The organism is Pantoea sp. Lu_F5_004, assembly GCF_051136245.1.
Classification (GTDB): domain Bacteria; phylum Pseudomonadota; class Gammaproteobacteria; order Enterobacterales; family Enterobacteriaceae; genus Pantoea; species Pantoea agglomerans.
Genome location: NZ_CP194946.1, coordinates 3,991,748 through 4,006,247, shown reverse-complemented (window position 1 = coordinate 4,006,247; position 14,500 = coordinate 3,991,748). Strand labels below are relative to the sequence as shown.

The window sequence follows — 14,500 nt, the reverse complement described above, 5'->3', positions numbered from 1 at the left end:
GTGTTTTAATTTACCTTCAAAGGTGACCATTAGCCCCGGTCTCGGGGATAAACGCCGGGAATGTCGGCTTTTTTTACCGCTTATGCTAACGAAATGGCTGATAAACCCCCTTTTCTGAATTGAATCATCTTACTATCCCGCTTCCCTGATGCCGTTGCCCGTGGTCTCGACTATCTTTAACGCAGACCGTGAATGTGCAAGGAGAAAGCGTAATGTCGCGTACCGGGAAAATAGTCAGCTGGGTAGCAGGAATTCTGGTGTTGTTGATCGTGGTGATTATCGTCGTCATCGCGACCTTTGACTGGAATCGCCTGAAGCCCACCATCAATCAAAAAGTTTCAACCGAGTTAAACCGTCCCTTTGCGATACGCGGGGATCTGGGTATCGACTGGGCACGAAATCGCGACGAGGCAGGCTGGCGGCGCTGGGTGCCGTGGCCGCAGATCCATGCGGAAGATATCATGCTGGGGAATCCGCCTGATATTGCTGACGTCACCATGGTACATCTGCAGCGGGTCGATGCCACATTGTCACCGCTGTCGCTGCTGCACAAAGAACTGTTCATCCCATGGATTAAATTGCAGCGGCCGGATGCGCGTCTGATCCAGACCGCGGATAAAAAGAACAACTGGACCTTTACCCTTGCCGATAGCGGCAAGGATGAGAAGAGTGCTGCGCCATCGGCCTGGTCATTCCGTCTGGATAATATTCTGTTCGATCAGGGCCAGATTCGTTATCGCGACGCCATTAACCGCGCAGATGTCACGGTGCAGGTTAATCCGCTGGGTAAACCGGTGCCGTATACGCAGATTGCCGGAGGCAATGATCAGCAGAAGGGCGCAGGCGACTTCGTCTTTGGCTGGCAGGCGAAGGGCACTTATAACAATGAGTCACTCAGCGGCGACGGTAAGATTGGCGGCATGCTGTCACTGCGCAGTCAGAACACCCCGTTCCCGATTGAGGCCGATCTGCGCAACGGCAGCACGCGGGTTCAGGTGACCGGCGGTCTGCAGGATCCGATGAACCTCGGCGGGCTTAACGTGCGACTGCGCTTCTCGGGCGATACGCTGGCGAATCTCTATGGCCTGACCGGCGTCCTGCTGCCTGACACGCCACCTTATGAAACCGACGGCCATCTGATTGCTAAATTCAGCGGCGAAAAGGGCGCGGTCTACCGCTATGAGAAATTCAACGGACATATTGGCGACAGCGATATTCATGGTTCGCTGATCTACAGTCAGGTCAAACCCCGCCCGACACTCAGCGGCGAACTGACCTCTGAGCAACTGCGCATGGCCGATCTGGGGCCGCTGATTGGCGTCGACTCTGGCAAAGGCAGTGAAAAAACGGCGCAGGCCAAAGCCCGGCGCGGTGAGAAATCGAATCAGCCCGCAGACCGCGTGCTGCCGCACGATAAATTCGACACCAAAAACTGGGACGTAATGGATGCCGACGTGAAGTTCAGCGGCAAACGGATCGAACACAGAAATTCACTGCCGTTAAGCGATCTCTATACCCATTTGCAGCTGAAAAACGGTGATCTGCTGCTGGACCCGCTGCGCTTTGGTGTGGCGGGCGGCAATCTCAACAGCACCATCCGGCTGGAGGGCGATCACTCGCCGATGCGTGGTCGGGTTGATCTTCATGTCCGTAAGCTGCAGCTGCGTCAGCTCTTCCCGAATGTGGAGGCGATGAAGAACAGCCGTGGCCAGCTCAATGGCGATGCCAGCTTTACCGGCACCGGTAACTCCGTAGCCGATCTGCTGGCGACCAGCAACGGGCAACTTAAGCTGCTGATGAATGATGGCCTGATTAGCCGCAGCCTGATGGAAATTGCCGGACTCAACGTCGGTAACTACGTGGTGGGCAAACTGTTTGGCGATGACCAGGTGCGCATCAACTGCGCCGCCACCGATCTCAAACTGCAGAACGGTGTGGCGACGCCTAACCTGTTTGTGTTTGATACCGAGAACGCGATTATCAATGTGTCAGGCAACGCGAACTTCGCCAGTGAGCGGCTGGATCTTTCGGTGAATCCGGAGAGTAAGGGCGTCCGCATCGTAACGCTGCGCTCCCCGCTTTACGTGCGCGGCACCTTTAAAAATCCTGATGCGGGCGTGAAAACGGGGCCACTGCTTGCACGTGGTGCCGCTGCAGTGGCACTTGGCGCAGTAGTCGGCCCGGCGGCGGCGCTGCTGGCACTGATCTCTCCTAGTGATAACGAAGACAATCAGTGCAGCACCGTCCTGCAGCAGATGAAGCAGAAGAAGTAACTAGTTGCGATAGAGCACTTTGATAATGTGATAACCAAAGCTGGTCTTTACCGGCCCGTAAGGCGTCAGCAGCGGGCAGGTAAAGACCGCTTTATCAAAGGCCGGCACCATCTGTCCCTGCCGGAACTCGCCCAGATCGCCGCCATTCCGGCCAGAAGGACAGGTTGAGTGCTTCTTTGCCAGCTGCTGGAAATTGCCACCCTTCGCCAGTTTAGCCAGAATCTCTTTTGCCAGCGCTTCCTCTTTGACCAGGATGTGTAAAGCCGCCGCGGTTTTCGCCATGTTGGTATCTCGGTTGTGTATAATTGCCGCCCAGTATAAACCCCTTTCTTTTGATTCAATCAGGCGATTTCTCCTATGCGTTTAAACCCCAGCCAACAACGTGCCGTCGAATTTGTTACCGGTCCCTGTCTGGTGCTGGCGGGCGCGGGATCGGGCAAAACCCGCGTGATTACCAATAAAATCGCCCATCTGATCCGTGAATGCGGCTATCAGGCGCGCCACATCGCTGCAGTGACCTTTACCAATAAAGCCTCGCGCGAAATGAAAGAGCGTGTGGCGCAGACGCTGGGCCGCAAAGAGGCGCGCGGCCTGCTGATCTCCACCTTCCATACGCTGGGGCTGGAGATCATCAAACGCGAAACGGCGGCGCTGGGCATGAAGTCAAACTTCTCGCTGTTCGACGATCAGGATCAGCTCGCCCTGCTGAAAGAGCTGACAAAAGAGTGGCTGGAAGAGGATAAGACGCTGCTACAGCAGCTCATCTCCACCATCTCGAACTGGAAAAATGATCTGATCGATCCGCAGGGCGCCGCCGCGCAGGCACGATCGCAGCAGGATAATATTTTTGCTCACTGCTACGCCCTCTACAGCCAGCATCTTAAGTCGTGCAACGTGCTCGATTTCGACGATTTGATTCTGCTGCCGACGCTGCTGCTGCAGCGTAATCAGGAGGTGCGTGAACGCTGGCAGCAGCGTATCCGCTATCTGCTGGTGGATGAGTATCAGGATACCAACACCAGCCAGTATGAACTGGTTAAGCTGCTGGTGGGGGCGCGGGCGCGCTTCACGGTGGTGGGCGATGATGATCAGTCTATCTACTCCTGGCGCGGCGCACGCCCGCAGAATCTGGTGCTGCTGAATCAGGATTTCCCGGCGCTGGAGGTGGTGAAGCTGGAGCAGAACTACCGCTCTTCGCAGCGCATACTGAAAGCGGCAAATATCCTGATTGCCAATAACCCGCACGTCTTTGAGAAGCGGCTCTTTTCGGAGCTGGGGCAGGGCAGCGAGCTGAAGGTGCTTACTGCCAACAGTGAAGAGCATGAAGCGGAGCGGGTCACCGGCGAGCTCATCGCGCATCACTTTATCAACCGGACGCAGTACAAAGATTACGCCATTCTTTATCGTGGCAACCATCAGTCCCGGACCTTTGAAAAGTTTCTGATGCAGAACCGCATCCCTTATCGCATCTCTGGCGGTACCTCGTTCTTCTCACGGCCCGAGATCAAAGATCTGCTCGCCTATCTGCGCGTGCTGACCAATCCTGAGGATGACAGCGCGTTTCTGCGCATCGTCAATACACCGCGCCGTGAGATTGGCCCGGCTACGCTGCAGAAGCTCGGTGAGTGGGCCAACCTGCGCAGCAAGAGCCTGTTTAACGCCAGTTTTGATGTCGGTCTGGGGCAGACGCTGAGTGGCCGCGGTCTGGAGCACCTGCAGCGCTTCACCCACTGGCTGAATGAGATTATCCAGCTGACCGAACGTGAGCCGGTAAACGCAGTGCGTGATTTGATTCGCGGCATCGACTACGAAAGCTGGCTGTTCGAAACCTCCGGCAGCCCGAAAGCCGCAGAGATACGGATGAAGAACGTCAACACGCTGTTTCAGTGGATGACCGAGATGCTGGAGGGCAGCGATATCGATGAGCCGATGACGCTGGCGCAGGTGGTGACGCGCTTTACCCTGCGCGACATGATGGAGCGCGGTGAAAGCGATGAAGAGCTGGATCAGGTGCAGCTGATGACGCTGCACGCCTCCAAAGGGCTGGAGTTCCCCTATGTGTTCCTGGTGGGCATGGAGGAGGGGCTGTTACCGCATCAGAGCAGTATCGATGAAAATAATATCGAAGAGGAGCGTCGCCTGGCCTACGTGGGGATCACACGGGCGCAGAAAGAGCTGACCTTTACCCTGTGTCGCGAACGCCGGCAATATGGCGAATTAATCCGGCCGGAGCCGAGCCGTTTTCTGCTGGAACTGCCGCAGGACGATCTGCAATGGGAAACTGAGCGCAAAGTGGTCAGTGCGGAGGAGCGGATGAAAACCGGTCAGAGCCGGGTGGCCGGTCTGAGAGCGATGCTGGATAAGGCGAAAAAGAGTTAAACCAGCGCAGGAGGCGAAAGAGATTCGCCTCACGCGACGGCAATTACGACAGGGAACACCTTCCGCAACTATTTTCACTTTCAGAAGATCTGATGAAAATTAAAATTAATCTTTAACAATGCGGCTTTGCAGTGGCTGTAAATTTTTAACATCTATTGTAATTCGCACATATTAAGAGGCATGACTGGGGGCGCTCTGGTTCGATATTAAAACTGCCCCTGAGATAAAATTATCTGCACGACAGGTAGAGACATGCAAGCCCAAAGACAAAGCCTATAAACTTGCTGATGGTATGGGATTGTACCTCTTTAGTTCCCTGACCAGAGCAAGCCATACCTGAAAGTCGGAAATATGTCATATAGCATTCTGGTAATAGACGGTAAGCGAAGTGCGCCGATTATGGCAACACGGCACAAATGATGCATAAAATGCGATCATTGCTGTACAATATTTACACTGCCGCCTGCTTCCACGTATTATTCTCTGCTAAGGACGCAACGGACGATAATACAAGGAATGTATACGGATGGCCGCACTACAGTTTCCCTGCACCCTATTCAAAACCCAGAAATGGATGGACGACTACAGCGCCAGTGATATGCAGTGCGCCGATCTGACTGAAGCGGCGCTAAAATCCCATTACGGGCTGGGCTATATTTCTGACCGGGTTGATCCTTACACGCTGACCCGACGCTCTTCAATGGATCGTCCTCAGTCCATGTTCTGCTGTAATCTGCGCGGCCAGGGTGAAAAGATTACCCGCCAGCAGTGTGCTGCTATGCTGCTTGATGAATTTCGCTTGTTATTCCGTCAGTTTTCCCTTTACGGGCCATACAGTCATTTGATCGAAAAGATGATCACTCATATGCAAAATGGTAACGGTAAGCCGTTTCGGGATATGGCGCTGGATGGGGCGTTAAAAGAACAAATTCTCAGCGATAAGTCACAGGAAAATAGTACACATGTTTTATTGCAGAAAGCGGTTGAAGACAATATAGACTGGAAAAATAACATTTATTTATCTATTGAGAAGGCAAAACTGTATGAAGCCATATCAGGGGGTAAATTGCCTAAATTCAATAAACTTCAGGATAATTTTAACGGTATGGGTATTATCGTTCATGATACCTGGGCAACACACATCACCCTAAACTCCCTGCATATTGAAAATGATCGTTTCCGGGCAGTGGTGCATTATAAAGTTCAGGATCATTTTGGTCTGGATAGTGATGACATTCTGAAAACAAAGTTCAGCCAGTTCCACTTCTTCCGCATCTGGTTTGTTATCCAGCGATATAATCAGTTTGGCTTCAAGCCTTTCATGACCAACATGGAAGCCACCATACAAATCACAGGAACTCGCAAATGATAGCGAAATACAAGAAAACTATAATTTCGCTCTTTCTGGCTGGTTGTGTGCTACTTAGCTATTGGCTTTGGGTGTTTCTTCGTCCTGTGGAGATCATAGATGTTCATCACAGAAGTAGTGGTTTTAGTGATGTTCTGGTCACCAATTTTCCGCCGACTGATAAAGGAAAAATCAACTGGTGGTTAAAAAACAAGGATATGTTAAAAGATAAATATGACATTCCAATGCCTGAAAGAAATGGCTATTTTTATACAACCTTCTGGATATTTGGCGAGGGGTATAAAGAGGAAGGAAAATATGACAGGCTTTGCTTTGTTGATATGTCCCCTCCTGTAAACTGCATTGAGAAAGATAGGGTTTTTTCGATCAGTTCCAGCAAAAACAGAGGCACTATATTTACAGTAAATGATGGCGAATACCGTATGAATAAAGAGGGTAAGATAATAAAAATTAAAGATGAGTAACTCTGCGCCGCCCCTCATGTAAAGAAAGCAATAAAACCAGTCTGGCTTAAAGCCATTCATGACCAATATAGAGGCTGCCATGGAAATTTTGGGGGTTCGTTAATGATAGTGAAAAACACCACTATTGTTCTGCTCTTTCTGGCTGACTGCTTGTTCCCTGGCTAATGGTTTTGGTTATCTCTGCGGCCAGTGGAAATTGTCGCCATTCATCATCAAAGTAGTGGTTTCAGCGATCTTTTAGTCACGAGTTTCCCGCCGACTGATAAAGAGAAAATTAACTGGTGGATAAAAAATAAATATGGTATTCCCAAGCCTGATTCAGAAGGTTACTTTTGTGTAACGTTTTGATTATCTGGAGAAGGATATAAGGAAGAAGAGAAATATCACTGGCTTTATTTTTATGGTATGAAGAAAAAATTAAATTGCATAGAAAAAGATGCTGTTTTTTCTGTCGATAAAAGCAGAAATATGGGCGTAATCTTTACCGTGTACGATGGTGATGATTATCGCTTAGACCATAATGGTTACATTATAAAAGTCGCTTCCGATTAGGTTTACTTCACGCGTAGAGACAGCAATACAATCATCTCCTGCACCAGCTTTGCATAAGTAGCAAAATGCTCAGGATGCTATCCCGAAGGAGAGAAAAGCTGCAATGCCTTATCGCCTGCCTCAACACCCTCCCGGCAGGTTTCGCAGTATACAGATATGCGGATCGATAATACTGAGTTCCAGACGCAGGCCATCACTGAAAGTCTGAAAGATGTTATATCGCATTGTGGCTTTAAACTGTAAGCGCAGTACGCCGATTATATGAACCCGGCCCGGATGGTGCACAAAATGCGATCAGGACTGTACAACGTTTACACTCCCGCCTGCCACCGCATATTATTCTCTTTTAAAAGCTCAACGGATGATAGCACAAGGAATGTGTCACGATGACCGCACTACAGTTACCCTGCACTCTATTCAAAACCCAGAAATGGATGGACGACTACAGCGCCAGTGATATGCAATGCGGCGATCTGACAGAAGCAGAGCTAAAATTCCAATACGGACTGGGCTATATATCTGACCGGGTTGATCCTTACTCGCTCACCCGGCGTTCTTCAATGGATCGTCCTCAGTCCATGTTCTGCTGTAATCTGCGCGGCCAGGGTGAAAAGATTACCCGCCAGCAGTGCGCCGCAATACTGTTTGATGAATTCCGCTCATTATCCCGTCAGTTTTCCCTTTATGGGCCATACAGTCATCTGATCGAAAAAATGATCACTCACATGCAGAACGGCAACGGTAAGCCTTTTCGGGATATGGCGCTGGATGGAGCTTTAAAAGAGCAGATTTTTAATGACAGGACAAAAAATAGTACTCGCTTGAGACTATACGAAGTTATTGAGAAAAATATTGATTGGGATAAAAGATATTACCCTGGAAAAGAGAAGGATAAATTAAAAGAAATAATTATTGGGGGTAAACTCCCAAAATTTGACCGCTTAGAAGATAATTTTAATGGTATGGGCGTCACTGTTCATGATACCTGGGCAACACACATCACCCTAAACTCCCTGCATGTTGAAAATGACCGTTTCCGGGCAGTGGTGCATTATAAAGTTCAGGATCATTTTGGTCTGGATAGTGATGATATTCTGAAAACAAAGTTCAGCCAGTTCCACTTCTTCTGCATCTGGTTTGTTCTCCAGCGATATAATCAGTTTGGCTTCAAGCCATTCATGACCAATATGGAAGCCACCATACAAATCACAGGAACTCGCAAATGATAGTGAAATACAAGAAAACTATAATTTCGCTCTTTCTGGCTGGCTGTGTGCTACTTAGCTATTGGCTTTGGGTGTTTCTTCGCCCCGTGGAGATCATAGACGTTCATCACAGATGTAGTGGTTTTAGTGATGTTCTGGTCGCCAGTTTCCCGCCGACTGATAAAGGAAAAATCAACTGGTGGTTAAAAAATAAGGATATGTTAAAAGATAAATATGGTATTCCCAACCCTGATTCAGAGGGTTACTTTTATGTAACTTTTTGGTTGTTTGGAGAAGGATATAAGGAAGAAGGGAAATATGACAGGCTTTGTTTTGATGATATGAAGACAAAAGTAAACTGCATAGAAAAAGATGCTGTTTTTTCTGTCGATAAAAGCAGAAATATGGGCGTAATCTTTACCGTGTACGATGGTGATGATTATCGCTTAGACCATAATGGTTACATTATAAAAGTCGCTTCCGATTAGGTTTGCTCCACGCGAAGAGACAGCAATACAATCAGTCTGGCTTCAAACCTTTCATAATTACTGGAAGCTGCTGTAGAAATTACCGGATTTCGTAATGAAAGTTAAACACAAGACAGTACTATTCGCGCTGTCATTTTTCGCTTTGCTGCTACTGGCATGCATACTCTGGCTGTCACTGCGTACGATGGAAATCGTCGCTGTACACGAGAATGGTAATCACAGCTATATTTTAGTGAGAAAATTTCCTTTTACGGATCAAGGAAGAATAAATTGGTGGAAGGAAAACAAGGATATGCTCAAAGAAAGGTATGAAGTCCCCAGGCCTGATGTTGATGGTTTTTTTACTGTTGTCTTTTGGGCTTTTGGTGATGGTTATAAAGAAGAAGGTAAGTACGACAGACTTTGCTTTGAAGACATGAAACCACCAAGGAACTGTATAGAAAAAGATAAAGTTTTTATTGTTAGCTATGGCAGGAATAGGGGGCTCTCTTTTACAACGAATAATGAAATATATCGCATGAAGAAAGACGGTAAGATAGTAAAAGACGGAACCGATTAGATTTACTTCAGACGTAGAGACAGCAATAAAGCATCCCCTACCCGGCTTGCACCAGTCATACATAAGCAGCAAAATGCTCAGCAGGCGATCCCGAAGGAGAGAAAAGCGGCAATGCCTAACCGCCTGCCTCAGGGGCATTGAAAATAGATAACGATTACATCGTAGTTATTTCCATGCCACTCACTTCAGGGTTTATTCCTGCAGCGTTAATAACCAGTGGACGTAAGACTGATAGTGGCTTTCCTGCTCCAGCAGCTCACTGCGCAACGGATGGGCCTCCAGCCAGCCCGCGGGCAGGGTCAGATGCAGGGCATCATCGTCTGCCCGTAGCCGCACCGCAGGCAGGGTGTCATCGCGACGACGGGTGGAGAAAATAATCGCCAGCCGGAGCAGACGGCACATCCGTTCCGCCAGCCGCGGCGGCAGGGCATTCTGCTGAGTCAGCAAAGCCAGATCGATGCTGCCGCTCTGGTTTTGCAGTAAACAGGCCAGCAGCTTCTTCTGCGCCGGTGTGAAACCAGGAAGATCGAGGTGACGTACCAGATACGCCGCATGCTGCGGCGCATGACGGAAGTCAACGCTCAGGCCGATTTCGTGAATCGCGCAGGCGCTGAGCAGCAACTCACGACAGCGCTGATCCAGCTTCCACAACGTGGAAACCTGACGGAAAAAGCTCTCCGCCAGCTGACGCACGCGATCCGCCTGCTCAACATCAATGCTGAAACGGCGCTGGACGTTGTGTAGCGTACGGGTACGGATATCCCGGTCGATGGGCAGATGCAGCATGCCGTAGACCAGTCCTTCACGCAGTGCGCCGCCCGCCAGCGTCATGCTATCGATACTGAGCTCCTGGAAGATGGCGATCAGAATCGACAGGCCGCTGGGGAACACCAGCGCCCGCTCCAGCGTCAGCCCTTCAATTTCCAGCTCTTCCAGTTTGCCGCACTGAATGGCGCGCTGCTTCAGCTGCTGCAGCTTATTCAGCGTGATGCGCTCATCCATGCCCTGCGCCACCATGATCTCCTGCAGCGCCTGAACCGTGCCTGAAGCACCAACACAGGCCTGCCAGCCCTGCTCACGCAGCTGCGCTGCAATGGGCTGGATCATCTCACGTGCCGCCAGCTCGGCCTGGTCAAAGTTCTCTTTTGCCAGATGACGATCGCTGAAGAAGCGCTCCAGCCACGTCACACAGCCCATCGACAGACTGAACAACACCGACGCGTGCGAACCATCGCCGGTAGCCAGCTCGGTGCTGCCGCCGCCGATATCGACCACTAAACGCTGGTCGGAACCGCCGGTGGTGTGGGCCACGCCCTGATAAATCAGGCGCGCCTCTTCTTCACCGCTGATGACGTTGATGGTACAGCCAAGGATCTGTTGGGCGGTGTCGAGGAAGGTCTGCGCATTGGCAGCCAGACGCAGCGTGGCGGTCGCCACCACGCGAATCTGATCGGGAGGAATATCCTGCAGTTGTTCAGAGAACAGTCTGAGGCATTGCCAGCCACGCGACATCGCGTCGGCTGACAACAGGTTATTTTTATCCAGACCGGCAGCAAGGCGAACCTTGCGCTTAATTTTTGCAACGGTCTGGATACTGCCAGAGACCTCGCGCACCACCAACATATGAAAGCTGTTAGACCCTAAATCAATCGCTGCATAAAGTGACGATGCGCTTAGCATGGTGGCCTTAACCTGAACGTTTACGGTTGTTGTTGCGTGGAGCACCGCGACGATTGGCGTTATTCCCTCCGCGACGCGGGCCATTGCCGGAACGGCTACGTTGCAGACGCTTAGGCGGCGGTAAATCCGTTAACAACGCTTCGCTGCTGTACTTGCTGACCGGGATGCTGTGGCCGATGTACTCTTCAATGGAAGGCAGATTCAGCGCGTACTCTTCACAGGCCAGGCTGATTGAATGACCGCTGGCGCCCGCGCGACCGGTACGGCCAATACGGTGAACGTAATCTTCACAGTCGTCTGGCAGATCGTAGTTAAAGACGTGGGTAACAGCCGGGATATGCAGACCGCGAGCAGCCACGTCAGTGGCGACCAGAATATCCACATCACCTTTGGTGAAGTCATCCAGAATGCGCAGGCGCTTCTTCTGAGCAACGTCGCCGGTCAGCAGGCCGACACGGTGTCCATCGGCGGCCAGGTGGCCCCAGATATCTTCACAGCGGTGCTTAGTATTGGCGAAAATAATGGCGCGATCGGGCCACTCTTCTTCCAGCAGGGTCTGCAACAGGCGCATTTTCTCTTCGTTAGACGGATAGAAAAGCTCTTCCTGAATGCGATGGCCGGTTTTCTGTTCCGGTTCCACTTCCACATATTCAGCACTGTTCATGTGCTCAAACGCCAGTTCACGGACGCGGTAGGAGAGGGTCGCCGAGAACAGCATGCTCAGACGCTGAGTCGCCGGCGGCATGCGACGGAACAGCCAGCGAATATCTTTAATAAAGCCGAGATCGAACATGCGATCGGCTTCGTCCAGCACCATGACCTGAATAGCACCAAGGTTGACGTGATTCTGTTTCGCGTAGTCGATCAGGCGACCGGTGGTAGCCACCAGAATATCAACGCCCTGCTCCAGCACTTTCAGCTGTTTGTCATAACCGTCTCCGCCATAGGCGAGACCCAGTTTCAGGCCGGTTGAGGCGGTAAGGGGTTCTGCATCTGCATGAATCTGCACAGCAAGTTCACGCGTCGGCGCAAGAATTAATGCCCGTGGCTGGTTAACCTGACGACCTTCCGCCGCAGGATGAGAGAGAAGATGATGAAACGTTGACGTCAGAAACGCCATCGTTTTGCCGGTACCGGTTTGCGCCTGGCCTGCAACATCACGCCCTGAAAGCGTAAAAGGCAGAGCTAACGCCTGAATCGGCGTGCAGTATTGAAAGCCTTTAGTATCAAGGGCTTCCACCACTTTTGGGTGCAGGGCGAAGTCGGAAAACTTCTGTTCAGTTAAGTGTGTTTTGCTCATAGTGTGGTAGAATATCAGCTTACTATCGCTTTACGAAAGCGTATCCGATGAAATAAAGTCAACCAACATTGGTATATTTTACGCCAATTCGCCAGGCATAATCTTGTGGAGTAAAACATGAGCAGCGATAAAATCGTTCATCTGACTGATGACAGTTTCGACACCGACGTGCTGAAAGCCGACGGCGTTACACTGGTAGATTTCTGGGCTGAATGGTGCGGTCCTTGCAAAATGATCGCGCCAATCCTTGATGAAGTTGCAGAAGAGTATGATGGCAAGCTGACCATCGCTAAGCTGAATATTGATGATAACCCAGGCACGGCACCGAAGTATGGCATTCGTGGTATCCCGACGCTGCTGCTGTTTAAAAATGGCGAAGTCGCCGCGACCAAAGTGGGCGCGCTGTCTAAAGGCCAGCTGAAAGAGTTCCTGAACGCCAATCTGGCGTAATTCAGGGCTGAATGTCCGGCAGTGGTGAATTTATCTCCTGCTGCTGGACGTTCGCTTTCAGGCGTGCTAATTTACCAGCACTGCATTACGAACTTACCTTGTAGTTAGCATCTAAAAGTTTTCCCTTGTTGAACCCTGTCGCCCTGTACCTTATAAAGATAGAACGGTTCAGCAATCTTACGGTTAGCTCCAACTCTGGCATCACATTCGGACATCTCCCTGCATACCGATCGCCATTCCATACGATGATCGTCAGGAAGAGCCGAAAAGAGCCATTAACGGCATGGATTAGTTGCCATACCATTCACGACAAACATTCCGAGTATTACCCCGAGTTTAAGAACCCATCACTATGAATCTTACCGAATTAAAGAATACGCCGGTTGCTGAGCTGGTTACTCTCGGCGAAAATATGGGACTGGAAAACCAGGCTCGTATGCGCAAGCAGGACATTATCTTTTCAATCCTGAAGCAGCACGCGAAAAGCGGCGAAGACATCTTCGGTGATGGCGTGCTGGAGATCCTTCAGGATGGATTTGGATTCCTCCGTTCCGGAGACAGCTCCTACCTCGCCGGCCCTGATGATATCTACGTTTCCCCTAGTCAAATCCGCCGCTTCAACCTCCGCACTGGTGACACCATCTCTGGCAAAATCCGTCCACCGAAAGAGGGTGAACGTTATTTTGCGCTGCTGAAAGTTAACGAAGTTAACTACGACAAGCCGGAAAATGCGCGTAATAAGATTCTGTTCGAAAACCTCACGCCGCTGCACGCAAATAAACGTCTGCGTATGGAGCGGGGTAATGGCTCAACGGAAGATTTAACCGCTCGCGTACTGGATCTGGCATCGCCAATTGGTCGTGGCCAGCGTGGTCTGATTGTTGCACCACCGAAAGCCGGTAAAACCATGCTGCTGCAGAACATCGCGCAGAGCCTGGCGCACAACTATCCGGACTGTACCCTGATGGTACTGCTGATCGATGAGCGCCCGGAAGAAGTAACCGAGATGCAGCGTCTGGTGAAAGGCGAAGTTATCGCCTCAACCTTCGATGAGCCAGCTTCACGCCACGTTCAGGTTGCTGAAATGGTGATCGAGAAGGCCAAGCGTCTGGTTGAGCACAAAAAAGATGTCATCATCCTGCTCGACTCCATTACACGTCTGGCACGTGCTTACAACACCGTGGTTCCTGCTTCAGGTAAAGTCCTGACCGGTGGTGTGGATGCCAACGCCCTGCATCGTCCAAAGCGTTTCTTTGGTGCTGCACGTAACGTGGAAGAGGGCGGCAGCCTGACCATCATCGCGACTGCGCTGGTTGATACCGGTTCGAAGATGGATGAAGTGATTTACGAAGAGTTTAAAGGTACCGGTAACATGGAACTGCATCTCGCCCGTAAAATCGCTGAAAAACGCGTCTTCCCTGCTATTGATTACAATCGCTCTGGTACGCGTAAAGAAGAGCTGCTCACCTCTCAGGAAGAGCTGCAGAAGATGTGGATCCTGCGTAAGATTATTCACCCGATGGGCGAAATCGACGCAATGGAATTCCTCATCAACAAGCTGGCGATGACCAAAACTAATGATGAATTCTTCGATATGATGAAGCGTTCTTAATCCGATACTGCCTGGCCGAACCTCAGATTCGGCTTTTTTAGTCCAGATGCGCAGAAAATCGACCTCACGCCACGTCTCAACGTGGCGTTTTTCATTTGTGAGCTATAGGATTGAACACTGGCAGGAGCATTTATAATGACTGTGGTAGCGATGGCGAAATTTTGACCGT

The 14,500-nt window shown here is 50.6% G+C and carries 12 protein-coding genes and 2 pseudogenes; 11 read left to right on the top strand and 3 right to left on the bottom strand.

The annotated features are described in order from the left end of the window. The first annotated feature begins 212 nt into the window (after nt 1-212). The gene (locus ACR8BN_RS18575) at nt 213-2,273 is read left to right on the top strand and encodes an AsmA family protein (protein WP_434747213.1); all 2,061 of its coding nucleotides are present in this window, start codon (nt 213-215) and stop codon (nt 2,271-2,273) included. Here the strand turns inward: ACR8BN_RS18575 and ppiC are convergent, their stop codons facing one another. Next, on the bottom strand, nt 2,274-2,555 hold the full coding sequence (gene ppiC / locus ACR8BN_RS18570; RefSeq protein WP_090966428.1) for a peptidylprolyl isomerase PpiC: 282 nt from the start codon (nt 2,553-2,555) through the stop codon (nt 2,274-2,276). Nucleotides 2,556-2,630: 75 nt separating this feature from the next. On the opposite strand from ppiC, the gene rep reads away from it, so the two are divergent. The 8 genes and pseudogenes from rep (at nt 2,631) to ACR8BN_RS18530 (ending at nt 9,289) form a co-directional block, all read left to right on the top strand. Continuing rightward, the gene (gene rep / locus ACR8BN_RS18565; protein WP_434747212.1) at nt 2,631-4,652 is read left to right on the top strand and encodes a DNA helicase Rep; all 2,022 of its coding nucleotides are present in this window, start codon (nt 2,631-2,633) and stop codon (nt 4,650-4,652) included. Nucleotides 4,653-4,875: 223 nt separating this feature from the next. Then, nucleotides 4,876-4,959, top strand: a pseudogene (locus ACR8BN_RS18560) (Arm DNA-binding domain-containing protein); the annotation flags it as partial. Nucleotides 4,960-5,178: 219 nt separating this feature from the next. Next, a complete protein-coding gene (locus ACR8BN_RS18555) occupies nt 5,179-6,021 on the top strand; it encodes a YPO3983 family protein (RefSeq protein ID WP_191939447.1) in 843 nt (280 codons plus the stop codon). Beyond that, nucleotides 6,018-6,485, top strand: a complete 468-nt coding sequence (locus ACR8BN_RS18550; protein ID WP_191939448.1) for a DUF943 family protein — start codon at nt 6,018-6,020, stop codon at nt 6,483-6,485. Before ACR8BN_RS18555 ends, ACR8BN_RS18550 begins: the two co-directional genes overlap by 4 nt. Before the next feature lie 189 nt (nt 6,486-6,674). Continuing rightward, a pseudogene (locus ACR8BN_RS18545) lies at nt 6,675-7,037 on the top strand (DUF943 family protein). A 386-nt stretch (nt 7,038-7,423) separates the two neighbouring features. Beyond that, complete coding sequence (locus ACR8BN_RS18540) at nt 7,424-8,263, top strand: YPO3983 family protein (RefSeq protein ID WP_191939449.1); 840 nt, start codon at nt 7,424-7,426, stop codon at nt 8,261-8,263. After that, nucleotides 8,260-8,730, top strand: a complete 471-nt coding sequence (locus ACR8BN_RS18535; protein ID WP_434747211.1) for a DUF943 family protein — start codon at nt 8,260-8,262, stop codon at nt 8,728-8,730. The genes ACR8BN_RS18540 and ACR8BN_RS18535 overlap by 4 nt, the downstream gene beginning before the upstream one ends. A gap of 94 nt (nt 8,731-8,824) precedes the next feature. Then, entirely contained in the window at nt 8,825-9,289 is a 465-nt protein-coding gene (locus tag ACR8BN_RS18530) for a DUF943 family protein (protein WP_434747210.1), read from the top strand. 192 nt (nt 9,290-9,481) lie between these two features. Here ACR8BN_RS18530 and gppA read toward each other — a convergent pair whose 3' ends face one another. Both gppA and rhlB read right to left on the bottom strand, forming a co-directional pair. After that, nucleotides 9,482-10,969 (bottom strand): guanosine-5'-triphosphate,3'-diphosphate diphosphatase, encoded by a 1,488-nt coding sequence (gppA, locus tag ACR8BN_RS18525; RefSeq protein ID WP_434747209.1) that lies wholly within the window; start codon nt 10,967-10,969, stop codon nt 9,482-9,484. A gap of 7 nt (nt 10,970-10,976) precedes the next feature. After that, entirely contained in the window at nt 10,977-12,269 is a 1,293-nt protein-coding gene (gene rhlB, locus ACR8BN_RS18520) for an ATP-dependent RNA helicase RhlB (RefSeq protein ID WP_022624852.1), read from the bottom strand. A gap of 117 nt (nt 12,270-12,386) precedes the next feature. Between rhlB and trxA the strand changes: the two genes are divergently transcribed. Then, nucleotides 12,387-12,719 carry a thioredoxin TrxA gene (trxA, locus tag ACR8BN_RS18515; protein ID WP_003851963.1) on the top strand — a complete coding sequence of 111 codons (333 nt, stop codon included), beginning with the start codon at nt 12,387-12,389 and terminating at the stop codon, nt 12,717-12,719. A gap of 352 nt (nt 12,720-13,071) precedes the next feature. Further along, on the top strand, nt 13,072-14,331 hold the full coding sequence (gene rho, locus ACR8BN_RS18510) for a transcription termination factor Rho (protein WP_010257369.1): 1,260 nt from the start codon (nt 13,072-13,074) through the stop codon (nt 14,329-14,331). Nucleotides 14,332-14,500 lie beyond the last annotated feature (169 nt).

Excerpts from the sequence above, each read along its gene's own strand:
- ACR8BN_RS18575 (WP_434747213.1), top strand. The coding sequence starts at position 213 with ATGTCGCGTACCGGGAAAATAGTCAGCTGGGTAGCAGGAATTCTGGTG.
- ppiC (WP_090966428.1), bottom strand. The coding sequence starts at position 2,555 with ATGGCGAAAACCGCGGCGGCTTTACACATCCTGGTCAAAGAGGAAGCG.
- rep (WP_434747212.1), top strand. The coding sequence starts at position 2,631 with ATGCGTTTAAACCCCAGCCAACAACGTGCCGTCGAATTTGTTACCGGT.
- ACR8BN_RS18555 (WP_191939447.1), top strand. The coding sequence starts at position 5,179 with ATGGCCGCACTACAGTTTCCCTGCACCCTATTCAAAACCCAGAAATGG.
- ACR8BN_RS18550 (WP_191939448.1), top strand. The coding sequence starts at position 6,018 with ATGATAGCGAAATACAAGAAAACTATAATTTCGCTCTTTCTGGCTGGT.
- ACR8BN_RS18540 (WP_191939449.1), top strand. The coding sequence starts at position 7,424 with ATGACCGCACTACAGTTACCCTGCACTCTATTCAAAACCCAGAAATGG.
- ACR8BN_RS18535 (WP_434747211.1), top strand. The coding sequence starts at position 8,260 with ATGATAGTGAAATACAAGAAAACTATAATTTCGCTCTTTCTGGCTGGC.
- ACR8BN_RS18530 (WP_434747210.1), top strand. The coding sequence starts at position 8,825 with ATGAAAGTTAAACACAAGACAGTACTATTCGCGCTGTCATTTTTCGCT.
- gppA (WP_434747209.1), bottom strand. The coding sequence starts at position 10,969 with ATGCTAAGCGCATCGTCACTTTATGCAGCGATTGATTTAGGGTCTAAC.
- rhlB (WP_022624852.1), bottom strand. The coding sequence starts at position 12,269 with ATGAGCAAAACACACTTAACTGAACAGAAGTTTTCCGACTTCGCCCTG.
- trxA (WP_003851963.1), top strand. The coding sequence starts at position 12,387 with ATGAGCAGCGATAAAATCGTTCATCTGACTGATGACAGTTTCGACACC.
- rho (WP_010257369.1), top strand. The coding sequence starts at position 13,072 with ATGAATCTTACCGAATTAAAGAATACGCCGGTTGCTGAGCTGGTTACT.